The sequence below is a fragment of the Rhodococcus sp. IEGM 1306 genome (assembly GCF_036541985.1).
In the GTDB taxonomy this organism is placed as follows: Bacteria; Actinomycetota; Actinomycetes; order Mycobacteriales; family Mycobacteriaceae; genus Rhodococcus_F; species Rhodococcus_F qingshengii.
Window position 1 is genome coordinate 622,671 of the sequence record NZ_JAZHFF010000002.1, and the last position, 26,941, is coordinate 649,611.

Sequence of the window (26,941 nt, forward strand, 5' to 3'; positions counted from 1 at the left end):
AGTGTTGCAGTGCTCGACGCAAGGCTAGAAACCGGTTGCCCACACCTGCTCTACCGGAAACGTTCGGCTTCGCGGGCAAGCTCGGTCAACCGTTCACACAACTGTGTGAGCTCTGAACTCTCTGCGCCCTCGGCAACTGCTGTCGCCACATCTTCGGCAGCGCATCGGACCTCGAACATCCGATCCACGAGTTCGACCGCTTCGACTGCGGTCAAGATGACGGCGTCAGCCGGGATCGACGTGCCCTTGACGGCATTGCGCTGCTCGTACGCACGCTGTCGACAAGACTGGCTGCAGTACCGGCGTCGACGACCGACACCGGTCACCGCGACCTCTCGACCACACCACACACACGGGTTTCCCGAACGCGCAGACTCCGGTGATCCGACGCGTGTGCTCTCAGCCATGAATCGACACTGTACTCGAGATTCGGACGCCTTCGATGAACGCGCACGGTACCCGGTAAGATGGAGAGGTTGCGTCTTCTCGCCACACGGGAACCAATCGGGTGCTCGTGGCGTTGTAGATGAGTGTGAGCGTCTACTCCCCAAGTCAGGGCGCCCACCAGCGGTGACGAACGAAGAGAGGACACCACCATGGCAGATCGCGTACTTCGAGGTAGCCGACTCGGAGCTGTGAGCTACGAGACCGACCGTGACCATGACCTCGCGCCCCGTCGTATGGCCAAGTACAAGTGCGAGAACGGCGAGATCTTCGACATCCCGTTCGCGGACGAAGCCGAGATCCCCGGCACCTGGTTGTGCCGAAACGGCCTCGAAGGCACCCTCATGGAAGGGACTGCTCCCGAAGCCAAGAAGGTCAAGCCTCCCCGCACCCACTGGGACATGCTGCTCGAGCGTCGCTCGGTCGAGGAACTCGAAGAGCTCCTCAAAGAGCGTCTCGATTTGCTGAAGGCCAAGCGTCGCGGCGCATGAACTAGCACTTCGATCAAGACCGTCCGGTTCTACACCGGGCGGTCTTTCTCGTTCTTCGGGGAGTGATCGTTCACAAGTCGACGTCATACTTCGGCCCTTCTTCGACGTGGCAACTTCAGGATGCTTCGCGGTCCTCAAAGACACTTCAGGGCAACGTCATTCAGCATCCAGGCGCACTCGCGGGCCGACAGTGCGCAAATCCTGGACTTGCGCTGGAGAACCATCGGCGCTGCTTCGTGCACCAGTGTGAGCTGTATCCCCCACCCCGCGACACACCAAACTTCGGTACACCAAACTTCGACACGGAGTGAACTGGTAGCCCAGTCACTCGGCCGGGTTGCTTGCCAAGTGACGATGGCAAGCAACCCGGCCGACTGGGGTGTGGGTGAATGTTTTGCGGTGCTGAACGGTTCTTCCGCTACTTCCCGGTCACCGAGTGATGCTCTGTGCCGCGGTTCCTTGGCGGAGGCGGGTGATTTCGTTGCGTGATTCGACGACCTGGGGGCTGTCGTCGCCCTTGCTGACAGCAAGGTCGCTGCACAGATCCAGCGCGGCACGAACGATATGTCGTCGTTGGCGACGTTCGGTGCGAGTGGGTGCGGCTTTCGCGTAAGTACGTTGTTGTCGCCATCCGCCGGCGGCTGTCACCTCGGCGTCGGTCAGGACGCCGGACTCGATTTCCGGGGCGAGAATGTCACGGACGAAGTGGGATTCACGTGGGTGCGCCCAGACGAACGCGATCCACAAGGCAGTGAACGCGAAGACGATGTCGCCGATCATGATGACGAACACGAGCGAACTGCTGCCGCCGGCGATCGCGAGCATGGAATCCCACACGCCGTGGATCAGGATGGGTGCCACGATCAACGCCAATCCGCGTCCGATCCGCCGGGGCTGGGCCGGGGTGCCGATCAGATAGATCACGCCGGCGCAGAAAAGGGCGGTGAACAGGGGATGAGAGACGATGTCGGAGTAGGTGCGGGTGGCGATGGAACCGAGCAGGCCGTCGGTTTGGTGGGCGCCGAAGCCCTGTGTTGCGCCGGCAATCGAGTACAGAAAGTCTTCGCTGGTCTGAAATCCCAAGCCGATGAAAGCACCGAGGAGCAGGCCGTCGGTTGCGGTGCGCACCAGGCGTGGTGCAAGCGCGAGGAGGACTACGATGCCGATGCCTTTGGCGGTTTCCTCCACGAAGGGTGCAGAGAGGCCCGCATGCCAGTCCTGAGCCCATACCTGCCCGAAAATCTTCGAGTAGAGCGAACCGACTGCTCCGTTCGCGGGTACTGCGATAGTGAACGTTGCTGCGGTGGCGCCCCAGATGAAGCCGGTGACCACTAGTCCTACGGGTTGGCGTTCGTAGCGGTCGATGTGCCGGAACCACCATGTCCAGACCGCGGCGCTGATGACGCCGACGATGCCGGCAACGAGGAGTGCGCGCCCGAAGTATCCGGCGAAGGGAGCAAACATCTGCCAGCCTTTGACGAGGCCGAATCCGCACATCCACAGGTATATCCAGAACACGACGTTGCGTGGCTGGAAGAAGTGAAATTTCTCGCCCCAGGCCGTCGTATCGAATGCGCGGGAGCGGGTTTCGAGGAGATCGGTGCTCACTTGGTGTCTCCCTCGTGTGTGCCGATAGAGGCGATCATGTCGGTGATTTCTCGACTGCGGGCGGCGATCTGATCGGGTGGGCCGACTACCTGTACCCGAATTCCCTTGCCGTCGACGACGAATGTGGTCACCGATCCGGCGGACCGCGGAGTGTCAAAGCTGACCTGGACGCCGCTCAGACCCCCGGCGGTGCTGATCGGCTGGCGCGCACCGGAGACCGCAAGCACGGAACTGCCGTTCGTCGCAAGACTCACGGCATCTGTTTGGGAGAGGAGTTCGTCGGCAGTTCCACTGAATGTGTCGGCGTCGACGCTCACGGTGACGGTGCCATCGGTCAACGTCACACGTGGGAGCGAATCGGACGCGCCATGTTGGTCGATTCGGAAACCACTGTCGACATTCCAGCCCGCAGGTGCGGCGAAGGAGACCGTTTCGGTCACGGCCATCCGGTCTCCGGCGCCGGTTGGATCTTCGGAGGAGACAGCGGAATCGATGGCGGGCACGATCACGGTCCAGAGCATCCACACCGCCAAGATCGCGAGGGCGTGTGGAAAGACTCGTGTGTCGAATCCGAGGAAGCGGTGATCCGCTGGTGGACGTCTTCCGTGTAGGGGCTCGTGCTTGTGTGCAGTACTCGAAATAACGCTCAATTTCCCTCGTTTCCATTGCACGGCAGGTGCACTGACTATCGCAGAAACGGACAAATTCCGTGCATCAGCCGGCACCAGCCGGTCATCGAGACGATCGTGCACCAAGTTCCCGTAGGCGCGAGATCACCGAGAGCTCCTAGTCGACGGTGAACCGTCGCATCGCCAGATGTCCGAACACGCCGACCAGAATCAACGTGACGCCTGCGGTCACGGAAACGGAGTCGGTCACCAACCCCGCGATGCCGGTCACGGCTACGAACACCGGCAAAAAGTCGAACAGCCTGAAAATCGACTGCGGTGGTTCGGTTTCGAGGCCCTGAGCCTGAGCGGCCTTGTTCGGCGCATACTCGGGGTACCACTCGGTGAAGGAGATCGCGAAGAAGGTTCCGAGCAACTGCAGAATCCATCCGGTCCAGAAGTTGTCACCGTCGTGCAGCAGTGCGTCTCCGAACAGGCCCACTACCGCCGACCAGGTGAACGCGAGAGCCCACACTGCGGTGATGACGTAGTTGATGTGCAGAAACAGAGGCGTCGCCCAATACTCTTCGGGCGTCGACTCTTTCGCGTACTGCAAAGTGAAAGGATTGCGGAGCAGGATCGATCCGAAGGCAAAGACCACCAGCGCGATGTTGGTCAGTTCGCCTCCCCAGAGTTCGAACCACCGAATCGTGTTCGCCGACGCGAGGAGGCCGACGGCCGCCAGAACGCCGAAGAACACGACGTCGAAGACCTCCAACAGCTTCACGGTGCCGCCGCGCCGGTGACTGGCCGCCAAGATCAGCAGCGACAACCCGAGGGCTGCGGCCGCGGATTCCTCGAACCTTCCCGGCCCGGAGAGCAAGGACAGCAAGATCCACGGTGACAGGCCGGCGAGCGGTGACTGCAGAACCGCGTCGACGACACTGGTTTTGTGAACTGCATCCCGGGGCTCGGACTTGTCTGGCTCGGTTTTCTCAGGCTCGGTCACAAGAAGCCGCCTTACGCAGGAACGGGTGGCACAGCGAGTACCCGCGTAGGCGCTCCTCGGAACATCGGCAGCCCTAATATCCGATGCTCGGCTCAGATTGCCGCAGTCTCCTCGGGTGAGTGCTCAGCCTGATCTCGGCGCCGGGCCAGCACTGCCATGGCAATCGCGCCGACCGCGATGATGCTGAGCACGATCTCCGGCACCGGACCTACTCGGCTGGCAAGGGTGGAACTGGTCGAGAGTGGCACCTTCGCCACCAGGGCCGCCGGCACGAACAGGTCGGTTTGCGAAGTCACCGCACCGTCGGGAGCGATGATGGCGCTGACACCACTGGTTGCGGCGACAACGACGGCGCGGCCGTGCTCGACTGCCCGCACACGCGACATTGCCAGCTGCTGATAGGTCATCTCGGTGTCCCCGAAAGTGGCGTTGTTGGTCGGTACCGCCAGCAACTGTGCACCGTTGCGCACCGATTCCTGGAACGCCCGGTCGAACGCCACCTCGTAACAAGTCGCGACACCGATGGGTACCCCCGCTGCATGGACAACGCCGTTGCCCTCGCCGGGAACGAAATTGCCCGCGCGATCGGCGTACGAGGAGAAGTTCCGGAAGAAGCTTCGGTAGGGCAGGTATTCGCCGAACGGCTGAATGATCTTCTTGTCGTGCTGTTCCTGAGGACCGTTGGCGCCGTCCCACACGATCACCGAATTGGTAGTCGTACGATCGGCATTCACGAGTACGGTGCCGACAAGAATCGGCGCTCCGATCGCTTCGGAGGCCCGGGTGATGTCGGCAGCGGCATCGGCGTTTCGCAGGGGGTCGATGTCCGAGGCGTTCTCCGGCCAGATCACGACGTCAGGCTGATCGACGCGGCCCGCGTCCACCTCGGCAGCAAGTTTCACGGTTTCGGCGACATGGTTGTCGAGGACCTGCTTGCGTTGCGAGTTGAAGTCCAAGCCCAACCTCGGAACGCTTCCCTGAATGGCGGCGACGGTGATCGTTCGATCACCGGAATCCATGGTGGACAAGAACGGCGACACCGCGAGAGCAATGATCACGGGCACGAGGGCAGCGGCAACAGCTCCGAAGAATCCTCGGTCCCATCGTTTGGCCGCGACAGCGACTGCAACTGCTGCCAAGCCGGTACCGGTCAGGGCCACCGCGAAGCTGAGCAGCGGCGCACCGCCGACACTCGCAAGAGGGAGGAGCCACCCTTCGGATTGACCGAATGCGAGCCTGCCCCAAGGAAATCCGCCGAAAGGAACGCTGGAACGAAGCCACTCGGTGAGCGTCCAGGTCGCAGCAATCCACAAGGGTGCCCATGGCAACCTCGCCACCAGAACCGCAAGCAGCCCGAACAGTCCGATGAACAACGACTCCACCGCGGCCAACGCGATCCACGGGACCGCACCTACGAACACACCGATCCACGGAAGCAACGGCACCAGAAATCCGAGACCAGCCAAGTATCCGTAACCGAAGCCGGCACGAAGGCGCAGTCCGCCGCGCCCGAAGTTCGTCAACACACACGTCAGAAGAGCGATCCCGACGGGCGCCAAGAACCACAGCGGGCGGGGTGGGAACCCTGCGAAGATCAGGAATCCACCTGCGGCCGCGTACAGCGAACGTAGCCATGCGGAACCGGTGAGCACAGCGCTCACACGGGAGCGATCACCGACAGACGCCTCTGCGCCGGCCTCACTCACTCGACGAGCCGCGCTGATAGACGACGCGTCCGCGATGCACCGACTTGATGCAGACCGGAATCGGCGCATCTTCCGCCAGCCTCGGCAGAGCGGGTACGCGCGAGCGCGGATCGGTAGACCATCGCTGAACCGAGTCGGCGGGTGCGCTCACTTCGAGTTCGCCTGCCTCCCACAACACGTAGGAGGCCGGTGCGCCCGGATTGAGGGTTCCCGCGGCGCCGTCCCGCACTCCGCCCGCGCGCCAGGCGCCGCGAGTTGCCGCGGAGAAGGCCGCACGCGGCGAGATTCCACTTCCGTCGGTGCGGTGCTGGACAGCGGCGCGCAGCATCGCCCACGGCTCGATGGGGGTGACCGGGGCGTCGGAGCTGAATGCGAGCGAGACACCCTTACCGGCAGCAGGTGCAAACGGATTCAACGCTGCTGCGCGCTCTACTCCCAGGCGCGTGGCGTACAGACCGTCGGCGCCACCCCACAGTGCGTCGAACACCGGTTGGACGCTAGCGATGACACCTAAGGCGGCAAAGGTTTCCGCGTCGGCCATGGACATCATTTCCGCGTGCTCGAGGCGGTGACCCAACGCGGCGACCTTGGGGCCACCCAGTTCGTCGGCGACCCTGCGGAACGCGGCAGCTGCCGACGAGACGGCGCCGTCACCGATGGCATGGAACCCGGCCTGGACGCCCGCGAGGGTACAGGCCCGGATGTGTGCGGCGATCGCGTCGACGTCGAGGTAGGCATTGCCCGTCGAATCAGGTTGGTCTGCATAGGGTTCGAGCAACCACGCGGTATGCGAACCGAGCGAGCCGTCGATGAAGAGATCCCCGCCGAGTCCGTCTGCTCCGGTTTTGTCGATGAGCGCGCGAGCATCCTCTTCGCTGTCGACACGCTCACCCCAGTAGCCCCGAACCTCCACGCCGTGATCGTGGGCCAACAGTTCCTGGAAATCGGTCAATCCCGAGATGTCCGGTCCCCCGCACTCGTGAACGGCCACGATTCCGCGTGAGGCGCAGAGATCGAGCGCAGCGGTACGAGCAGAAGCGCGCTGAGTTTCCGTCAGCAGATTCCGAGCGGCATTGCGCGCCAGGTGGTGTGCGTCGAACGTCAACGGGCCTTCGGCCGAGTATCCAGCGGTGTCGGCGAGGCCGGAGATCCCGTCGCGCAGTGCGCTCGAGCACGCGGCCGAGTGAACGTCGATCCGCGAGAGATACACCTTGCGGCCAGGGGCGGCCGCGTCGAGATCTGCGGTCGACGGCGGGGTCTGTTCGGCCCACTCGGTGTCGTCCCAACCGTGTCCCCAGATGACTGCGTCGGGATGGGCAGTTTCGGGGTTCGCGGCTGCGAATGTTCGTACTCGCGCGAGACATTCGTCCAGAGAGTTCGCGCCCACGAGATCGAGGCCGACGAGATTGAGTCCCAGTGCGGTGATGTGGACGTGGGTGTCGACGAACCCGGGAGTGATAAACGCACCACCCAGATCTTCGATCTCCGCGGCGGGGTGCAACGCCCGTCCGGCGCGCTCGTCGCCGACCCACACGACGGTGCCGTCGGTGATGGCGATCGAGGTCGCGTCAGGTGCAAATGAACTGTAGATCCGGCCGTTGACCAGCAGACGAGTAGTCACGAGCACCCAGTCTGCCTGTTAGTACTGCGGCCCCCGCGAACGGGTGGGTGTATCCGTGTCCAGAATCTCACCCTCGAGGACGAGTTCCTTGCCGTTGCTGGCGACGTACTCGGTGGTTTCGGGTGTCTCGACGATGATCTCGCCGTCGATCACCTCGCCGTTTCCGCGCATCCGCGCGGCGTAGCCGACGGTTCCGGCGAAGGCGTCACCACCGGCGGCAAATGCTGCTGCGCGCTTACCTGCCAGGAGCACTGCAAGCGGGCGCAGCGCCCAGCGGGTCGGCGGAATCAGAAGCAGCAGGCCCAGAACCGAAGTCACGAGTCCGGGTACGAACATCAACGCGGAGCCCGCCGCGACCAAGGCGCCGTCGGCGACCGCCAGTGACGGCGATCCCTCACCCCGCGTGGCCTTACGGAACCCGTCCATGACCCGTCGCCACTGCGAGCGCATGAGGATCAATCCGACAAGCGATCCGGCGAGAAACAGCAGCACTGTCCAGGCGACACCGATGGCGTTGCCCACGATGACCAAGGCTGCGATCTCGACGATCACGTAGAGGAGAAATACGGCGGCGATCATGACGTCCCCTTTCAGACGGTCTATTCGTTCAACGCTCGAGGGGCCGGTTTTTCTCCCGACAACGACGCAGAGGTGCAAAACAGGTGGGTGCCGTGAGTCACACGGGCCTTCTCTCACGCACGTGCGACTTGCCTGGCGTTAACTAACGCTCCGCTAACGATTCTAAACCTCAAGTTGACGTTGAGACTCTGCGCATGGTCAAGTCACTTCGGGCCGCATTTCCCGGCCTCATGAAATGAAGGAGCCCGACATGAGCCGACTCCCCGGCAAGACACTCGCCCGACGCATTCCCGCTGCCATCGCCGGCACTGCCGCCGTCGTGGCACTCACCGCCGGCAGCGCGATGATCAGCGCGGGAACCGCGGCCGCAGAACCGGTAGTACCCGAAGGGATTGCCGCACTGATCGCGCAGGCCGCAGCCATCTCCCCCGAAGCCTCTGCTGCTGTTCAGCAGTTGATCGGCACGGCAGGCGCTGATCAGATCACGACCGCTCTCGATCTCCCGGACATCGGCGTCACCAAGCCGCAGTCGTTCATGTACCCCGCACCGACGGTCGGGTGTGGCGTGGCCGGTGAACCCGTCACCGTAACCCTCAGCTCCGCACAGGCCGGTCCGAACTTCCCGTTGCCGCCGTGGGTCGAGGCCGACCATCTCCGTTTCCAGGCAATCCCGGGTTACGTCGGCATACCCAAGACCTCAGGGTTGAGTGTTGCCTGGATCAACGTCGGCACGTTCAAGGGCGGCATCGTCCCGTTGGACGAGAAGTTGCCCGTACTCGATACGCCGTTGCTCTCGAAGGTCGTCGACACCGGTGACGGCAAGGTGTTTGCCGCTCTGTTCGGCAATGTCGATTACGCAGACGGGAAGACCTGCATCGTGCTGCCAACAGTGGGCGCTTTTGATGCTTGAGCAGAGCGAAACGCTCGCTGCCTGACAGACGGCTGGCCTACGCGCCCGGAGTCACCAGTCCGGTCTCGTAGGCCAGCACCACAGCCTGCACACGATCACGCAGATCGAGTTTGGTGAGAATGCGTCCGACGTGCGACTTGATCGTCGATTCGGACAGGTACAGCTGCTGTGCGATCTCGATGTTCGACAGCCCCGTGGCCACGTGTCCGAGGACTTCGCGTTCGCGTTCGGTCAGGACGTCGAGAACTACCGGATCGCGCCGGGGCGCCGGACCGTCCACGATGAACCTCGACAGCAGACGACGTGTCACCTTCGGGGAAACAACCGCGTCACCGGCTGCCACGCTGCGGATAGCCGACACGAGATCCTCGGGCGGGGTGTCCTTGAGAAGGAAGCCGCTGGCTCCGGCGCGCAAGGCACCGAGAGCGTGTTCGTCCAGGTCGAAGGTCGTCATCACCAGGACCCTGGATTCGATCCCGGAGGCAAGAATCTGCTCGGTCGCTTTCACCCCGTCGACAATCGGCATCCGCACATCCATCAACACGACGTCAGGCTTCAGCGCCACCGCCGCTGCGACCGCCGCGGCCCCGTCGCCGGCCTCACCGATAACCGAGATGTCTTCATGTGCTTCGAGCACCATGTTCAGGCCCATCCGCATGAGTTCCTGGTCGTCGACTAGCAGCACGGTGATGGGCACGGCGTAAACCTATCGGGCCTGAGACGTCGGTGCCAATGCGATTGCGGCGAGCCGGTATCAATCGTGGATCTCGAGCGGCAGCTCTGCGTACACACGCCAACTGCCGTCGGGGCGTCGTCCGGTCTCGAGCGTCCCGTGCAGTACCGCCACCCGCTCACGCATTCCGACCAGTCCATTCCCCGAACCGTGGGAGAAGGTCGAACTCGACGTTCCGTTGTCGACGACCTCGAGTAGTACCGCGGTGTCGGTGCGGCGCACGGTGACTCGTGCCTTCGGGTTTGCGCCGGCGTGGCGGAGGACATTGGTCAGTGATTCCTGAACGAGGCGATGAATTCCCAGGCTGACTGAAGGACTGACGTCGTCGAGCTCGCCGGTCAGCTCGAGGCGCACGCCGAGACCAGCGGCCCGCATCATCTCGACGACCTTGGCGATGCCGGCAGTTCCGTGTTGCGGCATCGCATCACTACTGACCTCGGTGCGCAGCAGCGAGACGGTACGGCGAAGCTCGGCAAGGGCGTCGCGTCCGGTGCTGGAGATGTTGCCGAGCGCCTTCTTGGCCAACGCGGGATTGGAATCGACCGCATACGACGCGCCGTCCGCCTGGACGATCATCACGCTGACCGCGTGGGCGACGACATCGTGGAGTTCGCGGGCGATTCGGGTTCTTTCCGTGGCCACCGCATCCTCGGCACGCCGATCCCGTTCGTATTCGGCCACTTCGAGTCTGGCGGCCACTTCCTCGTCGTAGGCGCGGCGGGCGCTCAAGAACTCGGCGGTGATCCAGGCCAGTGCATAGAGCAGGGTCGCGATGATGATCGTGAGGATCACGTCTTCGCGGATGACGAGCAACGAGAGTGTCATGTCCAGGGCAAGGAAGCACGCGAAAATCGCCCCGGTGCGTCGATCGACATACGCAACGAGTGTGTAGAGCGAGACCCCGAGCGCCAACAGGCCTGGATGTTCCGCAGCCGGATCCCCGGTCGCCCACATCATCAAGGTTGCGAAGTACGACATCGACAAAATGGACGCAGCGGACACACGCGGATATTTGCGACGCCACACGACGGGAAGGCAGATCAGAAATCCGACGACGAGCTGAGGCCACCGCTCCTCACGCGGCGAACTGACGAACGTGACTACCTCGAGCGCGAAGAACACGAGCGCCAGCGCGCTGTCCGCGATCATCGGCTTTCCTCGCAGCCACAGGCTGAACCTCCGCATGTGCTCAAGAGTGTCACAGCTGTGAAAGAGTCACCGCCGTGGATATTGCTGATTGGGGACTGCTGATGACGGCAGCGACGGCGGCGGGTTGGGTCGACGCCGTGGTCGGCGGCGGTGGATTGATTCTGTTGCCGGCGCTCTTTCTGGTCGCACCCCAATTGACCCCACAGGCGGCACTGGCCACCAATAAATTGACGGCATTCACCGGGACGAGTGCTGCGGTGTACACGTTCTCCCGTCGAATCCCGATGGAGTGGCGGCAGATGGCGCCGGCAGCCGCGTTGGCTGCGGTGACGGCCGCGTGCGGGGCGGCGGCCGTTTCGCTGATCGACAAGAAGTACTTCATTCCGATCGTGATGGTCGTCCTCGTCGCCGTCGCCGTCTTCGTGACCATGCGTCCGACGCTGGGCACCACGATCGCGACCCATCGTCCGACGCAGCGCAAGACCGTCATCGTCCTGCTGCTCTCCGCCGGACTCATCGGCCTCTACGACGGTCTGCTCGGACCCGGCACCGGCACCTTCCTCATCATCAGCTTCGCGACCTTCCTCGGAACCGAATTCGTTCGGAGCGCAGCGATAGCGAAGGTGATCAATCTCGGTTCCAATTTCGGCGCGCTCGCCTACTTCGCCGTCACCGGGCATGTCTGGTGGAGTTTGGGTTTGGCGATGGCGGTGTGCAACGTTCTCGGCGCGGTCATCGGTTCGCGGATGGCGCTGAGCAAGGGATCCGGATTCGTGCGGATCACGCTGTTGGTGGTCGTGATCGCCATGGTGATTCGCCTCGGATGGCAGCAGTTCGGCTGAGATCGGCGGTCGTCGGCTAGCGTCGTGTGCGTGAACGTCACCCGAGATGTCGATGCAGATTTCCTCGCCCTCCCGCTGCGAGCTGTCGCTGATGCGGCGCTGTCGGCAGCGAGAACGGCCGGCGCCCAGCACGCCGATGTTCGTGTCCACCGCGTGCTCACACAGTCGATCCGCTTGCGCGACGGCGTAGTTCAGGCGGTGTCCGACGGAGACGAGATCGGGGTCGCCGTCCGTGTGATCGTCGACGGCACGTGGGGATTCGCCTCGCACGCCGAGGTGTCCCCCGATGTCGCGGCTGCGCTGGCACGCCAAGCGGTCGAGGTCGCGAAGGCATTGCGCTCGCTCAATCGGGATCCGGTCACCCTCGCCGACGAGCCCGTCTACGCCGACGCGACGTGGGTGTCGCCGTACCTCGAAGATCCCTTCGCGACACCGACGGCCGAGAAGGTAGGCCTGCTGGTCGACTACTCCGGACGGCTTCAAGCCGCCGACGGCGTGGATCACGTAACGGCGAGTGTCCTCCAGGTCAAGGAGCAGACCTTCTACGCGGATCTGGCCGGTTCGTCGATCACCCAGCAACGGGTGCGTCTACACCCCGAGTTCGAGGCGACCGCCGTCGACAAGTCGGCCGGCAGCTTCGAATCGATGCGTACCTTGGCGCCGCCGGTAGGGCGCGGATGGGAGTACCTCGGGGCGGAGAGCACATGGAACTGGGGCGATGAGCTCGCGCAGATCCCGGAGTGGCTGGCCGAGAAGACCAAGGCACCGACCGTCGAAGCAGGTCCGACCGACCTCGTGATCGATCCGACCAATCTGTGGCTCACGATCCACGAATCCATCGGACACGCCACCGAATACGACCGCGCGATCGGCTACGAAGCGGCCTACGCCGGTACGTCGTTCGCGACGCCGGACAAGCTGGGAACGCTGAAATACGGAACGCCACTCATGCACGTGACCGCCGACCGAAACGAAGAGCACGGCCTGGCCAGCGTCGGATTCGACGACGACGGCGTCGCCTCTCAACGGTGGGATCTGGTGGCAGAGGGAACACTGGTCGGGTATCAACTAGACCGCGTGTTCGCGCCGAGGCTGGGGCTGACGCGTTCCAACGGTTGCTCGTACGCCGACTCCGCACATCACGTTCCCATCCAGCGAATGGCCAACGTCTCGCTCTCCCCCGACCCTTCTACGGACACCTCGACTGCAGACCTGATCTCGCGAGTCGAGAACGGCATCTACGTCGTCGGTGACAAGTCCTGGTCGATCGACATGCAGCGCTACAACTTTCAGTTCACCGGTCAGCGGTTCTTCAAGATCCGTGACGGAAAGCTCGACGGTCAGGTGCGCGACGTGGCGTATCAGGCGACGACGACGGATTTCTGGGGCTCGATGGAAGCCGTTGGCGGTGAGTCGACCTGGCGCCTGCAGGGGGCGTTCAACTGCGGCAAGGCGCAACCCGGTCAGGTTGCGGCGGTCAGCCACGGCTGCCCGTCCGCTCTGTTCCGCGGAGTCAACATCCTCAATACTCGTTCGGAGGCTCAGCAGTGATCGATCCGCAGCAGGTCGTCGAGCGTGCATTGGCCGCGAGGACGGTAGACGAATCGTTGGTGATCGTGATCGATGCGAGTGAGGCGTCGCTGCGGTGGGCCAACAATTCGATGACCACCAACGGAGTTTCGCTGTCCCGGACGTGGACGGTGATCTCGATCGTGCGCGAGGGTGACATCGCGAAGGTGGGCACTGTCAGTTCCAGCAGTGTCGATCCGGAGCAGATTTCCGTACTCGTACAGGCAAGCGAAGAAGCTGCGCGCACAGCCACTCCGGCTGACGACGCGTCCGACCTGATCACGCAGTCGGCGGCAGAGACCGACTGGGACCTGCCGGCCGCCCTGACCGACATCGGTGTCTTTGCGCCGTTGGCTGCCGACCTGTCCACGGCCTTCGACGGCGGCGACCAGTTGTTCGGCTTCGCTCACCACCAGTTGCACACCACCTGGCTCGGCACTTCGACGGGCGTGCGACGTAGAACGGCTCAGGCCACCGGCTCCGTGGAAATCAACGGCAAGCGCGGCGACGCCAGCGCCTGGGTCGGATCCGGAACTGTCGATTTCAGCGATATCTCGATACCGAAGCTCTTGTCGCAGTTGACCACTCGACTCGACTGGGCGGGTAACTCCGTCAGTCTGCCTGCCGGCCGCTACGAGACAATTCTTCCGCCGTCGGCTGTGGCGGACCTGATGATCTATCTGATGTGGACCATGGAGGGTCGCGGCGCCGAAGAGGGCCACACCGCACTGTCCACCACCGGTGGTACCCGGATCGGCGAGAAGCTCGGATTGCCACTGACACTCACCTCCGATCCCGGCGCCGAGGGCTTGCAATCCGCGCCGTTCGTGATCACGACGTCGTCGAGTGAATCCGTCTCACTGTTCGACAACGGTATGGAGATCGAACCCGTCGACTGGGTCCGAGACGGCGTCGTCAATGCGCTGGCGTACCCGCGCCACGCTGCACGAGAATTCGGTCGACCTGTCGCAGTTCCCGGCGACAATCTCATCCTGACCGGTGGTGACGACACCTCGATCGAGGACATGATCGCAGGTACCGAGAAGGGTCTACTGCTCACAACCCTCTGGTACATCCGTGAGGTGGATCCGACGACGCTGCTGTTGACCGGACTCACCCGTGACGGGGTGTATTTGATCGAGGACGGCAAGATCGTCGGCGCCGTCAACAACTTCCGTTTCAACGAGAGCCCTCTCGATCTCCTGCGGCGGGTCACCGAGGCTGGACGTACCGAGATCACGCTTCCCCGGGAGTGGAAAGATTGGTTCACCCGCACGGCCATGCCGCCCATGCGGATTCCCGACTTCCACATGTCCTCGGTCAGCCAGGCGCAGTGATGACGAAGGTCGTGATCGCCGGCGGCACCGGCGCTCTCGGCCGCCGGATCAGCGACGATCTCGCGGACCGTGGGTATGACGTCGTGGTCCTGACTCGCTCACCGAAACCTGGCAGGCACAGGCAGGTTCAGTGGGACGGTGTCACGGTGGGCGACTGGGCGGGAGAACTCGACGGCGCCGCGGTGATCAATCTGGCCGGCGAGTTGGTCGATCGCCGACCCACCCCGGCAAACATCGCACTACTCACCAACTCCCGGGTCGATCCGACCCGCGCGCTGGTCGAAGCGTCGAAACTACTGGCGAACCCTGTTCCGGTGTGGATCCAGGCGAGCACGCTCGCGATCTACGGCGATGCGGGTGAGGCACGATTGGACGAGGATTCTCCCCTCGCTGACGGGCCACCTCAGATGACCGACGTCGCAAAGGACTGGGAGGCAGCGGTCGAGGGTGCAAACGCGTCACGAGTGGTGATCCTGCGAACCAGTGTCGTGTTGGAGAAGGGCACACCGGCGCTCGAGCGATTGCTGTTGCTCGTGCGTCTCGGACTGGGCGGACGCGTCGCCTCGGGTAGGCAGTGGACCAGTTGGATTCACATCGAGGACTGGCTGTCGATCGTTCGTTGGGCACTCGAACCCGTTTCGGCTGCCTCGGGGGTGGTCATCGCGACGGCTCCGGATCCCGTCCGAAACTCAGAACTGATGGCCGGGCTGCGCAAGCACCTTCACCGGCCACCTGCGCCGCCGACGCCCGCTTTCATGGTCAGATTCGGCGCGTTCCTTCTTCGCAGCGACGCTGCCCTGGGCCTGACGGGTCGTCATGCCGTATCGAAAGTGTTGGCGGACAAAGGCTTCCCCTTCACGTATCCGCGGTTCGATTCAGCGTTGGACGATCTGCTCGGCAACTGACGCGCGGTCAGGCTGCAGTGATGGCAAGTCCGATCGTTCCGGTCTTGCCGCGGCGCAGGAGACTGCCTTTCATGGTGATCCAGCCGAGGATTCCGTACCGACGTGCTATCGCGTCGCGAGCATGATCGGTGCCCGGTCCGTCGAGGATCTCGGCGACGGCGGCCACCGGTTCACCCTTGGGATTTCCCCGAGCGTCACACGCAGCGACGGTGACCGACGGGTTTCGCCTGATGCGCTTGACCTTGTAGGAATCGGTGACGGTCCACATGAGGAGCTTGTCGCCGTCCGGCGCGGCCCAGAGTGGAGTCGCCACCGGAGTTCCATCCTTGCGGAAGGTCGTGAGTAGGACGTACTTGGCCTCGGAGACGCGCTTGAAGTCGGGGTTCACTCCTCGAGGATAGGTGCGAGCGCCTCTCGCTGAACACCGACAAGATTCCGCGACTATCTGGTGACCGATCAGTACCACCCAGGAAGTGCCACTTATGCACGTTTTATCCGGTTCTTCATGACGTCAGACACGCCGTTTCGTCCCCGAACTCCATCTCGAGTTATTCTGAGGCAAACCGTCGAACTGGGGAGTCGAACTTACACATGCAGCGCCGTGACATGCAGCGTCGTGACTTTTTCAAAGCCGCCGGGGCGGGGGCGGCAGTTGCAGCCGCGGCGCCGCTCATGTCGACGTCGACCAGCCACGCCACCCCCGCACCACTGCGGGCGCTCCCGATGGGTGCTGATCACTACCGCGCGCTCGTCCCCGAGTTGTTCGCACCCTCTCCTACTCCCCCGGAGCATTCCGAAGCCATCGTCATCGGGTCCGGATTCGGCGCAAGCGCCACCGCCCTCAGACTGGCGCAGAGCGGCACCCAGATCACCATCCTCGAACGCGGACTTCGGTGGCCCCACGATCCGCAACGGGAGATTCACACCTCCGACATGCTGGCCGACGGCCGCGGAGTCTTCCGGCGAACATCGTTCACCAACCTCACCGGACTCCCCGTGGCGTGCGACTACTTCAGCGGCGTCCTCGATGCCACCGACTACGAACACATCTCGGTATGGCGCGGCGCTGCAGTCGGCGGTGGTTCCATCATCTTCACCGGCGTGATGATCGCGCCCGAGCGCCGATTCTTCGACGCAGTCTTCGGCAACTCCCTCGACTACGACGAGATGGCGTCCACCTGGTACCCCAAAGTGCGCCAGATGCTGCGTCTGAGCCCGTTGCCCGAAGACATTTACCAAACCCCGAACTTCGGTCACTCGCGTCGTTGGGATCAGGACGCTCGTCGTGCCGGATTCGATCCGCAGCGGATCGACGGGATCTGGAACTGGGACGTGGTGCGCTCAGAACTCGACGGCCGAACCCGAGCCTCGGCCACTGTCGGTGACAGCAACATGGGTAACTCCAACGGCGCGAAGTTCGACCTCACACAGAACTACATTCCTGCCGCCGAAGCCACCGGACGAGCCACCGTCTGTTACGGACATCAGGTGCTCGCGATCAGTCGCGAACGTGATGGACGCTACGTCGTCGACGTCGAATCGACGGATCCGACGGGTGGCGTTCTGGCCCGGAAGACTCTTACCTGTGACCGTTTGTTCCTCGGCGCCGGTTCGATCGGCACGTCCGAACTGTTGGTACGCGCCCAGGCGACGGGCGCGCTGCCCAACCTCAACGAACACGTCGGTAAGGGCTGGGGAACGAACGGCGACGCCGGGATGGTGCGCTCGTTCGGCTTCAGTGACGGCACTGCGCAAGCCTCACCGTCGGCATCACGCATCGTCGACGAGTCGGGAATGCCACTCTCCCTCGAGAATTGGTATGTCCCCGGCTTGCCCGTCAACATCGGCATGCTCGGAACATTGGGGATGACCCTCGACTCGCAGCGCGCCGACTTCGCCTACGACGGCGGCTCCGATCGGGTGGTGCTGAACTGGCCGAAGAACGGCAACGACGCCACCGTCGAGGCACTACGCGCCGTCCAGAACAAGATGGCCTTCGCCGGCACCACGCTGCCGTCCGCCCTGCCGTTCGCGAAAGACGTCAATTCCTCGTTCACCGCGCATCCCCTAGGCGGTGCGGTTCTGGGCAAGGCCACCGACGGCTACGGGCGAGTCAAGGGCTACGACGGCCTGTACGTGATGGACGGTGCTGCCATTCCGGGCAGCACCGGCACCGTCAACCCGTCACTGACCATCACTGCTCTGGCGGAGCGGAACATCGCTCAGATCATCAAGTCCGGACGCTGACTCACTTCAGCGCCCGGACCTGACGGTGATCGAGGTTTACTCCCCCTCGAGCTCGCCTTCGGTTTCGAGGTACACCTGACGCAAGCCGTCGAGTGTCTTCTGCTCGGGGTGCTCCCACATGTTGCGTTCGGCGGCTTCGAGGAGCCGCTCGGCGATTCCGTGCAAGGCCCACGGGTTGGACTGCGTCATGAACTTCTGGTTCTGCTCGTCCAGAACGTAGGTCTCGGCGAGCTTTTCGTACATCCAGTCCGCGACCACGTTGGTGGTGGCGTCGTACCCGAAGAGGTAGTCGACCGTGGCCGCCATCTCGAACGCACCCTTGTACCCGTGACGGCGCATCGCGTCGAGCCAGCGGGGATTGACCACGCGCGCCCGGAAGACACGTGCGGTCTCTTCCGAAAGTGTGCGTGTGCGAACCGATTCCGGCCGAGTGCTGTCGCCGATGTACGCCTCGGGCGACTTTCCGGTCAGCGCGCGCACGGTGGCAACCATGCCGCCGTGGTACTGGAAGTAGTCGTCCGAATCGGCGATGTCGTGCTCACGCGTGTCGGTGTTCTTGGCCGCCACGTTGATTCGACGGTATGCACTGCGCATGTCGTCGGCTGCCGGGATTCCGTCGAGCCCACGGCCGTACGCGAAGCCGCCCCAGTTGGTGTACACCTCGGCGAGGTCGTCGTCACCGCGCCAGGTCTTGGAGTCGATGAGTTGCAGCAGGCCGGCGCCGTAGGTTCCGGGCTTCGAACCGAAGATGCGGGTGGTCGCACGCCTGGCATCGCCGTGCTCGGCAAGGTCGGCCTGCGCGTGGGCGCGCACGTAGTTCTGCTCGTCCGTCTCGTCCAATGCGGCGACCAACTGAACAGCGTCGTCGAGCAGTGCGAGCACGTGCGGGAACGCATCACGGAAGAATCCGGAGATGCGGACGGTGACGTCGATGCGCGGGCGGCCGAGCTCGTCGAGATCGATGACCTCGAGGTTGACCACGCGTCGGCTTGCTTCGTCCCAGACAGGGCGAACACCGAGGAGCGCGAACACTTCGGCGATGTCGTCGCCGGAGGTACGCATGGCGGCGGTACCCCACACGGACAGACCCACCGAGCGCGGGTACTCGCCGTGATCGGCGAGATATCGAGCGGCGAGCGACTCGGCCATCGCCTGACCGGTCTCCCACGCCAGTCGTGAGGGAACTGCCTTGGGATCGACGGAGTAGAAGTTACGACCGGTGGGAAGCACGTTGATCAGGCCGCGCAGCGGTGACCCACTCGGGCCGGCGGCGATGAAGCCGCCGTCGAGCGCGTGCAGGACCTGCTTGATCTCGTTGTTCGTCTGTCGGAGGCGTGGAACCACTTCGGTGGCCGCGAACTGAAGGATCTTCACGACGGTCTCGTCGTCGCTGAGTTGTTCTGCCGCAGCGGGGTTCCAGTCGGCGTCGTACATGCCGCGAACCAGAGCGTGCGCCTTTTCCTCGACGTCGTCGACACGGTTGCGGGACTCGTCGCCGTCTTCGCTGAGCCCGAGAGCTTCGCGCAGACCAGGGACGCTCTGTTCGCCGCCCCACATCTGACGGGCACGGAGCATGGCCAGGACCAGTTCGATTTCGGCGTCGCCCTCGGGTGCGCGGCCGAGAATGTGCAGACCGTCGCGGATCTGGACGTCCTTGATCTCACACAGCCAACCGTCGACGTGCAGGAGCATGTCGTCGAACACGTCTTCTTCGGGACGCTCCGCGAGGCCGAGGTCGTGGTCCATCTTGGCCGCCCGCATCAGCGTCCAGATCTGCTGGCGAATGGCCGGCAGCTTGGACGGGTCCAGTGCGGAGATGTTGGAGTGCTCGTCGAGCAGTTGCTCGAGACGGGAGATGTCGCCGTAGCTTTCGGCGCGGGCCATCGGCGGGATCAGGTGATCGACGAGAGTCGCGTGGGCGCGACGCTTTGCCTGTGTTCCTTCACCCGGGTCGTTGACGAGGAACGGGTAGATCAGCGGCAGGTCGCCCAGGGCCGCGTCGGTGCCGCAGTTGCTCGACATGCCGAGTGTCTTGCCGGGCAACCATTCGAGGTTTCCGTGCTTGCCGAGGTGCACAACGGCGTCGGCGCCGAATCCGCCGTTGTCCGGTGTTGCAGCGATCCAGCGGTAGGCCGCGAGGTAGTGGTGGCTCGGCGGCAGATCCGGGTCGTGGTAGATCGCGACGGGCTTTTCACCGAATCCCCGCGGCGGCTGGACCATGAGGACGATGTTGTTGAATCGCAGTGCCGCGATGACGATTTCGCCGTCGGGATCCTGCGAGCGGTCGACGTACAGCTCTCCGGGCGCTGCGCCCCAGTGCTCTTCGACACCGCTGCGCAGTTCCTCGGGCAGGGTGGCGAACCATTCGCGGTACTTCGCTGCCGAGATGCGGATCGGATTGCCCTCGAGCTGCTCGGCAGTGAGCCAGTCGGGATCCTGTCCGCCGGCCGCGATCAGGGCATGGATCAGCGCGTCGCCGTCCTTCGCCGCCAGGCCGGGAACTGCGTCCGGACCGTCGACCGGACCGAGATCGTAACCGGCAGAACGCATTTCGGTGAGCAGGTCGATTGCGCTCGCCGGAGTATCGAGACCGACGGCGTTGCCGATGCGGGCGTGCTTGGTCGGGTACGCCGAGAGCATCAGAGCAACGCGACGCTCGGTGGTGGGAATGTGGCGCAGCTTGCCGTGACGGACCGCGATCCCGGCGACACGGGCAGCGCGCTCGACGTCGGGGACGTACGTGGACAGTCCGTCGGAGTCGATTTCCTTGAAGGAGAACGGGACGGTAATGATGCGGCCGTCGAATTCCGGCACCGCGACCTGGGTCGCGACGTCGAGAGGCGACAGTCCGTCGTCGTTCTCGTCCCAGGTGGCGCGGCTACTGGTCAGGCACAGGCCCTGCAGGATGGGGACGTCGAGCGCAGCGAGTGCGGCGACATCCCAGGCTTCGTCGTCGCCACCGGCGGACGCGGTCGCGGGCTTCGTGCCACCGGCAGCAAGAACTGTCACGACCATGGCGTCGGCGCGGCGGAGCGTGCTCAGAAGTTCGGCTTCTGCGGTTCGCAGAGATGCGCAGTAGATCGGCAGCGCGGTGCCACCGGCCTCGGCGACCGCGTCGCACAACGCCTGGATGTACCGGGTGTTTCCGGCCAAATGCTGGGCGCGGTAGTACAGAACTGCGATGACCGGACCGCTCGCCGAGTCGAGATCGGGCGCGAAATCAGCGATGCCCCAGGAAGGCAGGTGGGCCGGCGGTTCGAACCCGTGGCCGGTGAGCAGGACGGTGTCGGACAGGAAGTGGTGCAGCTGTGCCAGATTCTGTGCGCCACCCTCGGCCAGGTAGTTGTGAGCCTCGGCAGCGACACCGGCGGAAACCGTCGAGCACTCCATGAGGTCGGCGTCCGGCGCGTGCTCGCCGCCGAGAACGACTACGGGGAGTCCGGAGGCGAGGACCATGTCCAGGCCGTCTTCCCAGCTGCGACGGCTACCGAGGATACGAACGATCACGAGGTCGACGCCGTCGAGCAAGGGCGGCAAGTCCTCCGAGACCAGCAAGCGTGAGGGGTTGGCCCAGCGATAGGAGACGCCGTCGCCGGCTTCCTGGCTGGCGCGGGCGCTCAGCAGATCGGTGTCGGACGTGGAGAGCAGAAGAATCACGGGTGAAGCCTTCCTGGGGTTTCGCGCCCCGTGGCACAGATCTGTCATCGACGGCGGTTGAGGGTCTGACTCGTGTTTCCGAGCGGAAACACGTCCCGCTCGAGCAACACTCACAGTGGCGCGACCGCACCGGACTCTCACCGGTTTCCTCAACTGCCGTCACTGGTGGTGGTGATGCTACCGGTCCGCAGAAGGCACTCATGACAGGTCGTACCCTGGAGCCATGCCCACGGACCGTTCACAGCCAGACGCGTGCCCGGGTGCACTGCAAGTTCACCACGCCGCCGACGGCGCACTGGCACGCGTGCGCCTACCCGGCGGACTCCTCACCCCGGTCCAATTGCAGACGCTCGCCGACGCAGCGCGCGATCTCGGCAACGGGCAGATGGAACTCACCTCGAGGGGCAACGTACAACTGCGCTCGGTCTCGGACCCCGAAGCCTTCGCGGCGCGTATCGCTTCGGCCGGTCTGCTGCCGTCCGCGACGCACGAACGAGTGCGCAACATCCTCGCGTCCCCACTGTCCGGCCGTATCGGGGGCGTCGCCGACATTCGTGAACTGGTCCACCGTCTCGATTCGGCGATCCAAGCGGATCAAGCATTGGCAGATCTGCCAGGGCGAACCCTGTTCACCCTCGACGACGGGCGCGGAGACATCACCGGGCTACGGGGCGATTTCGGACTCCATGCGCGCAGCGCCACCGAGCATTCACTGGTGCTCGCCGGTCACCGCACCACTCATCGTGTACAGGCGGACGACGCCGTCGAATTGCTCCTCGCGGCGGCTCGTTCATTCCTCGACGTCCGCGACAAGCACTGGCGCCTGGCCGAGGTTCCGGACGGAATCGAACGCACCCTCGAGCAGCTGGGTCTGAGCGCCGAGTCCACCGTTGCGGCGGACCTCACGCCGGATGCACGGCCCACTATCGGCTGGCTCGAGCAGCGCGACGGGACCGTAGCTCTGGGCGGCGGCCTGCGATTCGGGCTGCTCGACGCTCGGCTGGCCGAGTTCCTCGCCGCCGTCGACAAGCCCGTCGTCGTGACGCCGTGGCGATCGGTGCATATCTTCGACCTCGACGAATGGGCAGCCGAGCAGGTAGTCCGGGTGCTGGCACCCATGGGGTTGATCTTCGACGAGAACTCACCGTGGCTCGAGGTCACCGCCTGCACCGGAAGTCCGGGATGCGAGAAGTCGCTCGCCGATGTGCGCACCGACGCGATCACCGCCGTCGAGCAGGCAGAACTTCCCGTTGTCGGGCGCCAGCACTGGGCCGGGTGCGACCGCAGTTGTGGACGTCCCCGCGGGGACGTAGCGGATGTGATTGCGACGGGCGACGGTTACCGGGTGAATCCGGCCGATCGGTGATGCCTCTATCGTGTGGCACATGATCGAGTACATCCGTGACGGCGCGGAAATCTATCGCCAGTCCTTTGCCACCATTCGGGCCGAAGCCGACCTGAGCCGTTTCCCGGCGGATGTCTCGCAAGCTGTAGTGCGCATGATTCATGCAAGTGGCCAGGTCGATCTCGTCGACGACGTCGCCTTCACACCCGGTGTCGTCTCGGCTGCGCGCGCAGCTCTGCGCGACGGCGCGCCGATTTTCTGCGACGCCCAGATGGTGGCTGCCGGCATCACGCGCAAGCGTCTGCCCGCCGGCAACGACGTCATCTGCACCCTCGGCGATCCGCGGGTTCCCGTGCTGGCGTCGACCATCGACAACACTCGCTCGGCGGCTGCTCTCGAACTGTGGGGAGCCAAGCTCGAGGGCGCTGTTGTCGCGATCGGAAACGCACCCACCGCACTGTTCCATCTCCTGAACCTCATCGAAGCCGGCGCACCCCGTCCGGCCGCCATCGTCGGAGGTCCGGTCGGCTTCATCGGCGCTGCCGAGTCGAAGGAAGCCCTCATCGAACACGCCAGCGGGATCGATCATCTCGTTCTCCGCGGCCGACGCGGCGGCAGCGCGATCACCGCCGCCGTCGTCAATGCGATTGCGAGCGAAGTCGAATGAGTGCAGGCAAGCTCTGGGGTGTCGGTATCGGCCCCGGCGATCCCGAATTGGTGACCGTCAAGGCCGCCCGCGTCATCGGCGAGGCCGATGTGGTTGCGTTCCACTCCGCGCGGCACGGCAAGAGCATCTCCCGCGGAGTTGCAGCGCCGTACATGCGCGAAGGACAGATCGAAGAACACCTCGTCTACCCCGTGACCACCGAGACCGTTGATCATCCCGGCGGATACCAGGGCGCGATGGACGAGTTCTACGAAGCAGCTGCCGAACGGCTGGCAGTTCACCTCGCGGCCGGTCGAACCGTCGCGTTGCTCGCCGCCGGCGATCCGCTCTTCTACAGCTCCTACATGCACATGCACAAGAGACTGGCCGATCGCTTCGACGCCGAAGTGATTCCCGGCGTCACCTCCGTCAGCGCGGCATCTGCTGCACTCGGAAAGCCGCTGGTCGAGGGTGAAGAGATCCTCACGATCCTGCCCGGAACGTTGCCGCAGGCCGAGCTGACCAGGCGGCTCAAGGAAACCGACGCCGCGGCCATCCTCAAGCTCGGACGTACCTTCCCACCGGTCCTCCAATCGCTCGAGGATTCCGGTCGCCTCGGCGAGGCCCACTACGTCGAGCGCGCGAGCACCACACGTCAACGCGTCGAATCCGCTGCCGAGGTCGACCCGGACGGAGTTCCGTACTTTTCGATCGCCATCGTTCCGAGCCCGTCGAACAACCCTCGACCTGCGACCGAGTCTCGCGGCGAGGTGGTCGTGGTCGGACTCGGGCCGGGCGACACCGCCTGGACCACACCCGAAGTGGCGCATGAGCTTTCGTTGGCAACCGACCTCGTCGGCTACGGCCCGTACGTCGATCGCGTGCCGACGCGTCCGGGCCAGCGTCGCCATTCCAGCGACAACCGCGTCGAAGCGGAACGCGCCGCGATGGCGTTGGACCTGGCGAAGAACGGCGCCCGTGTAGCTGTCGTCTCGTCGGGAGATCCCGGCGTATTCGCCATGGCTGCAGCAGTTCTCGAAGTTGCCGCCGAAGACCAGTGGCGCGGCGTGCCGGTCCGCATCCTTCCCGGCATGACGGCGGCAAACGCTGTCGCCAGTCGCGTCGGTGCTCCCCTCGGGCACGACTACGCGGTGCTCTCGTTGTCTGATCGCCTCAAGCCGTGGGATGTCGTCGCGCGCCGTATCTCGGCAGTTGCAGCCGCGGACATGGCGTTTGCGGTCTACAACCCGGCGTCGAAGTCCCGGACGTGGCAGGTCCAAGCCATGAAGGACCTCGTGCTCGAGCACCGCTCCCCCGAGACTCCCGTCGTCATCGGCCGCGATGTTGCCGGTGCCGAGGAATCAGTTCGCGTCGTGACCCTCGGCGAGCTCGAGCCTTCCGAGATCGACATGCGGACGCTGCTCATCGTCGGTTCGTCGATGACAACCGTCGTCGAAACCGGTTCGGGCCGTCAGGTGTTCACCCCGCGGCGCTACCCGGAGTGAACGCCGCACGGCGATAGCATGGCGTCATGCCCGTCAACCGGACCCGGAAAGCAAGATACGCGCGTAAACGGAAACGCCGGATGGATTTGGTGGAGCACGATCTGTCCGTCGAGCAGTGGTCCGCGCTCAAAGCGGCCTGGGGTGGCTGCGCGTACTGCGGCGAGTCGGACGAGTCGCCGCAACGTGACTGCGTGCTGGCGATCTCCCGCGGTGGGCGCTACACACTCGACAACATCGCACCGGCGTGCCGCTCGTGCAATGCAAGCAAATGCAACAGCGAGGTCACTCTCTGGTTGCGGCGCAAGGGGTATGACGAGAAGGCCTTCCTCCTGCGACACGCGGAGATAGGGATCGAGATGAGGGCGCAGTTCTCGGAGCAGTCGTGACGACCCCACACGAGTTTCGCCCGATCCTCGACGAGTTGATGGAGTTCGAACCTCTGTTTCACCGAACTCGAGTAGCGATGTCACGAGACGAGTTCGATGCGGTCGTCGACCCGCAGTTCCGGGAGATCGGAGCCTCCGGCGCTCGATACACCCGCGACTACGTGCAGTCGGTAGTTGAGCGCCGACGCCTCCGCGGCGAGGTGAACGACGCCGCCGAACTCGGGTGGACGGCTGACCGGCCAGCGCTGAGCCGGATTGCGCCTGACACGTATCTGGTGACGTACCGGCTGGCGCAAGCGCAACGAGTTACCGAGCGATCATCCATCTGGCGGTTCACCGAGAATCGATGGAGCGTGTTGTTTCATCAAGGCACAGTCGTCGAAAGTGGTCTGGAAGCGTGAACGAATCGACCCCCAACCCCACCATTCCGCCTTGGATGGACATCACCTTCACCGTCTTCGTTCTTGCCTGGATCTTCATCACGATTAGCGCGCTCGTGGCGATCGTGCGCACCGATTTCGACCGCTTGGGGAGCAAATTCTGGTGGTCGGCACTGGTGATCGCGGTGCCTGTACTCGGTGCGCTCGTCTGGTTACTGTTCGGTCGACCCCCGCGTGACTCCAGGTCCCGAACCTGATCTACACCGACGGCCCGGCAGTAGTCTGAGTACGGTCCGGTGCTGTCACTCTGCGCGTATCAGGGGAGAACAACGAGATGAGACCACTTCGATACTCGATCAACGTCACCCTCGACGGCTGCTGCCATCACGAGGCGGGGCTCCCACCCGACGAGGAGTCGATGCGCTACTGGACCGCTCAGATGGAACGAGCCGATGCTTTGCTGTTCGGCCGGGTGACCTACGAGATGATGGAGTCGGCGTGGCGGCGGCCCGCAACGGGGGCGTGGCCTGACTGGATGGACGAGTGGGAGATCCCGTTCGCCGAGGCAATGGACCGGGCTAAGAAGTACGTCGTGTCGAGCACGCTGAGCGGGGTCGATTGGAATGCCGAACTCGTGCAAGGCGACTTGGGGTCAGCGATTCAACGGCTCAAGGAGCAGCCCGGCGAAGGTCTGTGGGTTGGCGGCGTGACACTCCCCCTGGCATTGGCAGACCTGGGACTGATCGACGAGTACGAGTTCGTTGTGCAACCGGTCCTTGCCGGACACGGACCGACGTTGCTCGCCGGTCTGCGCAAGCGCATCCAACTCGAACTCGTCGATCGCCACGAGTTCCAGTCGGGTGCAGTCGCCGTGCGATATCGGCCCACTCAAATACCGCCCCCGGGTCAGGTATCGGACGGGTAGTCGACGCATGGCTGGACATGCGCGGTTGAAAGACATGTCGTCGCCTCAGGTCGGACACGAGAAAGTTTCCAGTCTTGTTCGATGTTCGGTATTGACCGGACACTCGGCACAGCACGAGCATTAGCCACCGAAGTCTCCGGACAACCCTCGACGAGATCGAAGCATCGAACTGGATCACGAACAAGTTCTTTCCGCCCGGCGGACCGTAAGGACATATGTCGCCATCGAGCGCCTCAGCAAAAATGGCCAAGCTGGACGGCTACTAGTGTCCTGCGCCTGAAATTCATCGTATAAATTGTTACGATACAAGAATGGTGCGCGTAGAGCATTCCGAACCTG

The 26,941-nt window shown here is 64.0% G+C and carries 25 protein-coding genes and 1 riboswitch; of the genes, 14 read left to right on the plus strand and 11 right to left on the minus strand.

What is annotated here, in order from left to right:
* Positions 1 to 50 precede the first annotated feature (50 nt).
* Positions 51 to 407: a hypothetical protein gene (locus V3587_RS09510; RefSeq protein ID WP_051720850.1), complete on the minus strand. Its 357-nt coding sequence runs from the start codon at positions 405 to 407 to the stop codon at positions 51 to 53.
* Positions 408 to 596: 189 nt separating this feature from the next.
* Here V3587_RS09510 and V3587_RS09515 point away from each other — a divergent pair, with 189 nt between their 5' ends.
* Positions 597 to 935: an RNA polymerase-binding protein RbpA gene (locus V3587_RS09515; RefSeq protein ID WP_003944971.1), complete on the plus strand. Its 339-nt coding sequence runs from the start codon at positions 597 to 599 to the stop codon at positions 933 to 935.
* Between the two features lie 429 nt (positions 936 to 1,364).
* Here V3587_RS09515 and V3587_RS09520 read toward each other — a convergent pair whose 3' ends face one another.
* From V3587_RS09520 to V3587_RS09545, 6 genes are all read right to left on the minus strand, one after another.
* Entirely contained in the window at positions 1,365 to 2,543 is a 1,179-nt protein-coding gene (locus V3587_RS09520) for a PrsW family intramembrane metalloprotease (protein WP_003944910.1), read from the minus strand.
* Positions 2,540 to 3,193, minus strand: a complete 654-nt coding sequence (locus V3587_RS09525) for a hypothetical protein (protein ID WP_283376420.1) — start codon at positions 3,191 to 3,193, stop codon at positions 2,540 to 2,542. The genes V3587_RS09520 and V3587_RS09525 overlap by 4 nt, the downstream gene beginning before the upstream one ends.
* A 136-nt stretch (positions 3,194 to 3,329) precedes the next feature.
* Complete coding sequence (locus tag V3587_RS09530; RefSeq protein WP_030536365.1) at positions 3,330 to 4,160, minus strand: hypothetical protein; 831 nt, start codon at positions 4,158 to 4,160, stop codon at positions 3,330 to 3,332.
* 92 nt (positions 4,161 to 4,252) lie between these two features.
* On the minus strand, positions 4,253 to 5,821 hold the full coding sequence (lnt, locus tag V3587_RS09535) for an apolipoprotein N-acyltransferase (protein ID WP_030536364.1): 1,569 nt from the start codon (positions 5,819 to 5,821) through the stop codon (positions 4,253 to 4,255).
* 37 nt (positions 5,822 to 5,858) lie between these two features.
* A complete protein-coding gene (locus V3587_RS09540; RefSeq protein WP_118607212.1) occupies positions 5,859 to 7,493 on the minus strand; it encodes an amidohydrolase in 1,635 nt (544 codons plus the stop codon).
* Positions 7,494 to 7,505: 12 nt separating this feature from the next.
* Entirely contained in the window at positions 7,506 to 8,066 is a 561-nt protein-coding gene (locus V3587_RS09545) for an FxsA family protein (protein WP_003944915.1), read from the minus strand.
* A 250-nt stretch (positions 8,067 to 8,316) separates the two neighbouring features.
* Here V3587_RS09545 and V3587_RS09550 point away from each other — a divergent pair, with 250 nt between their 5' ends.
* The gene (locus V3587_RS09550; RefSeq protein WP_003944837.1) at positions 8,317 to 8,976 is read left to right on the plus strand and encodes a hypothetical protein; all 660 of its coding nucleotides are present in this window, start codon (positions 8,317 to 8,319) and stop codon (positions 8,974 to 8,976) included.
* A 37-nt stretch (positions 8,977 to 9,013) separates the two neighbouring features.
* Here the strand turns inward: V3587_RS09550 and V3587_RS09555 are convergent, their stop codons facing one another.
* Complete coding sequence (locus tag V3587_RS09555) at positions 9,014 to 9,673, minus strand: response regulator (protein WP_003945024.1); 660 nt, start codon at positions 9,671 to 9,673, stop codon at positions 9,014 to 9,016.
* A gap of 57 nt (positions 9,674 to 9,730) precedes the next feature.
* The gene (locus V3587_RS09560; RefSeq protein WP_030536362.1) at positions 9,731 to 10,894 is read right to left on the minus strand and encodes a sensor histidine kinase; all 1,164 of its coding nucleotides are present in this window, start codon (positions 10,892 to 10,894) and stop codon (positions 9,731 to 9,733) included.
* 38 nt (positions 10,895 to 10,932) lie between these two features.
* Here V3587_RS09560 and V3587_RS09565 point away from each other — a divergent pair, with 38 nt between their 5' ends.
* The 4 genes from V3587_RS09565 to V3587_RS09580 are packed head-to-tail and all read left to right on the plus strand — an operon-like array spanning position 10,933 to position 15,511.
* Positions 10,933 to 11,700 carry a TSUP family transporter gene (locus V3587_RS09565; protein ID WP_283376421.1) on the plus strand — a complete coding sequence of 256 codons (768 nt, stop codon included), beginning with the start codon at positions 10,933 to 10,935 and terminating at the stop codon, positions 11,698 to 11,700.
* A 30-nt stretch (positions 11,701 to 11,730) separates the two neighbouring features.
* Positions 11,731 to 13,251 (plus strand): TldD/PmbA family protein, encoded by a 1,521-nt coding sequence (locus tag V3587_RS09570; RefSeq protein ID WP_283376422.1) that lies wholly within the window; start codon positions 11,731 to 11,733, stop codon positions 13,249 to 13,251.
* A complete protein-coding gene (locus V3587_RS09575) occupies positions 13,248 to 14,606 on the plus strand; it encodes a metallopeptidase TldD-related protein (protein ID WP_283376423.1) in 1,359 nt (452 codons plus the stop codon). The genes V3587_RS09570 and V3587_RS09575 overlap by 4 nt, the downstream gene beginning before the upstream one ends.
* Positions 14,606 to 15,511 carry a TIGR01777 family oxidoreductase gene (locus V3587_RS09580; RefSeq protein WP_058226725.1) on the plus strand — a complete coding sequence of 302 codons (906 nt, stop codon included), beginning with the start codon at positions 14,606 to 14,608 and terminating at the stop codon, positions 15,509 to 15,511. The genes V3587_RS09575 and V3587_RS09580 overlap by 1 nt, the downstream gene beginning before the upstream one ends.
* Before the next feature lie 7 nt (positions 15,512 to 15,518).
* Here V3587_RS09580 and V3587_RS09585 read toward each other — a convergent pair whose 3' ends face one another.
* Positions 15,519 to 15,899 (minus strand): PPOX class F420-dependent oxidoreductase, encoded by a 381-nt coding sequence (locus V3587_RS09585; protein ID WP_054188250.1) that lies wholly within the window; start codon positions 15,897 to 15,899, stop codon positions 15,519 to 15,521.
* A gap of 203 nt (positions 15,900 to 16,102) precedes the next feature.
* On the opposite strand from V3587_RS09585, the gene V3587_RS09590 reads away from it, so the two are divergent.
* On the plus strand, positions 16,103 to 17,758 hold the full coding sequence (locus tag V3587_RS09590) for a GMC oxidoreductase (protein WP_283376424.1): 1,656 nt from the start codon (positions 16,103 to 16,105) through the stop codon (positions 17,756 to 17,758).
* Positions 17,759 to 17,794: 36 nt separating this feature from the next.
* On the opposite strand, the gene V3587_RS09595 is transcribed toward V3587_RS09590, so the two are convergent.
* Complete coding sequence (locus V3587_RS09595; RefSeq protein ID WP_064074789.1) at positions 17,795 to 21,415, minus strand: cobaltochelatase subunit CobN; 3,621 nt, start codon at positions 21,413 to 21,415, stop codon at positions 17,795 to 17,797.
* Positions 21,416 to 21,454: 39 nt separating this feature from the next.
* Positions 21,455 to 21,587, minus strand: a riboswitch (cobalamin riboswitch).
* A gap of 51 nt (positions 21,588 to 21,638) precedes the next feature.
* Between V3587_RS09595 and cobG the strand changes: the two genes are divergently transcribed.
* From cobG to V3587_RS09630, 7 genes are all read left to right on the plus strand, one after another.
* Positions 21,639 to 22,781 carry a precorrin-3B synthase gene (cobG, locus tag V3587_RS09600; protein ID WP_210377135.1) on the plus strand — a complete coding sequence of 381 codons (1,143 nt, stop codon included), beginning with the start codon at positions 21,639 to 21,641 and terminating at the stop codon, positions 22,779 to 22,781.
* 19 nt (positions 22,782 to 22,800) lie between these two features.
* Positions 22,801 to 23,427, plus strand: a complete 627-nt coding sequence (locus V3587_RS09605) for a precorrin-8X methylmutase (RefSeq protein WP_007729839.1) — start codon at positions 22,801 to 22,803, stop codon at positions 23,425 to 23,427.
* Entirely contained in the window at positions 23,424 to 24,911 is a 1,488-nt protein-coding gene (cobJ, locus tag V3587_RS09610) for a precorrin-3B C(17)-methyltransferase (protein ID WP_030536355.1), read from the plus strand. Before V3587_RS09605 ends, cobJ begins: the two co-directional genes overlap by 4 nt.
* Positions 24,912 to 24,937: 26 nt before the next feature.
* Positions 24,938 to 25,297 (plus strand): HNH endonuclease, encoded by a 360-nt coding sequence (locus V3587_RS09615; protein ID WP_076948440.1) that lies wholly within the window; start codon positions 24,938 to 24,940, stop codon positions 25,295 to 25,297.
* A complete protein-coding gene (locus V3587_RS09620; RefSeq protein ID WP_007729842.1) occupies positions 25,294 to 25,698 on the plus strand; it encodes a nuclear transport factor 2 family protein in 405 nt (134 codons plus the stop codon). Before V3587_RS09615 ends, V3587_RS09620 begins: the two co-directional genes overlap by 4 nt.
* Positions 25,695 to 25,934, plus strand: a complete 240-nt coding sequence (locus tag V3587_RS09625; RefSeq protein WP_283376425.1) for a PLDc N-terminal domain-containing protein — start codon at positions 25,695 to 25,697, stop codon at positions 25,932 to 25,934. The genes V3587_RS09620 and V3587_RS09625 overlap by 4 nt, the downstream gene beginning before the upstream one ends.
* A 77-nt stretch (positions 25,935 to 26,011) precedes the next feature.
* The gene (locus tag V3587_RS09630; RefSeq protein ID WP_007729844.1) at positions 26,012 to 26,602 is read left to right on the plus strand and encodes a dihydrofolate reductase family protein; all 591 of its coding nucleotides are present in this window, start codon (positions 26,012 to 26,014) and stop codon (positions 26,600 to 26,602) included.
* Positions 26,603 to 26,941 lie beyond the last annotated feature (339 nt).

Coding starts and splice junctions, on each gene's coding strand:
- V3587_RS09510 (WP_051720850.1), bottom strand. CDS start 407: ATGGCTGAGAGCACACGCGTCGGATCACCGGAGTCTGCGCGTTCGGGA.
- V3587_RS09515 (WP_003944971.1), top strand. CDS start 597: ATGGCAGATCGCGTACTTCGAGGTAGCCGACTCGGAGCTGTGAGCTAC.
- V3587_RS09545 (WP_003944915.1), bottom strand. CDS start 8,066: ATGATCGCCGCCGTATTTCTCCTCTACGTGATCGTCGAGATCGCAGCC.
- V3587_RS09550 (WP_003944837.1), top strand. CDS start 8,317: ATGAGCCGACTCCCCGGCAAGACACTCGCCCGACGCATTCCCGCTGCC.
- V3587_RS09560 (WP_030536362.1), bottom strand. CDS start 10,894: ATGCGGAGGTTCAGCCTGTGGCTGCGAGGAAAGCCGATGATCGCGGAC.
- V3587_RS09580 (WP_058226725.1), top strand. CDS start 14,606: ATGACGAAGGTCGTGATCGCCGGCGGCACCGGCGCTCTCGGCCGCCGG.
- V3587_RS09590 (WP_283376424.1), top strand. CDS start 16,103: ATGCAGCGCCGTGACATGCAGCGTCGTGACTTTTTCAAAGCCGCCGGG.
- cobG (WP_210377135.1), top strand. CDS start 21,639: ATGCCCACGGACCGTTCACAGCCAGACGCGTGCCCGGGTGCACTGCAA.
- V3587_RS09605 (WP_007729839.1), top strand. CDS start 22,801: ATGATCGAGTACATCCGTGACGGCGCGGAAATCTATCGCCAGTCCTTT.
- cobJ (WP_030536355.1), top strand. CDS start 23,424: ATGAGTGCAGGCAAGCTCTGGGGTGTCGGTATCGGCCCCGGCGATCCC.
- V3587_RS09615 (WP_076948440.1), top strand. CDS start 24,938: ATGCCCGTCAACCGGACCCGGAAAGCAAGATACGCGCGTAAACGGAAA.
- V3587_RS09630 (WP_007729844.1), top strand. CDS start 26,012: ATGAGACCACTTCGATACTCGATCAACGTCACCCTCGACGGCTGCTGC.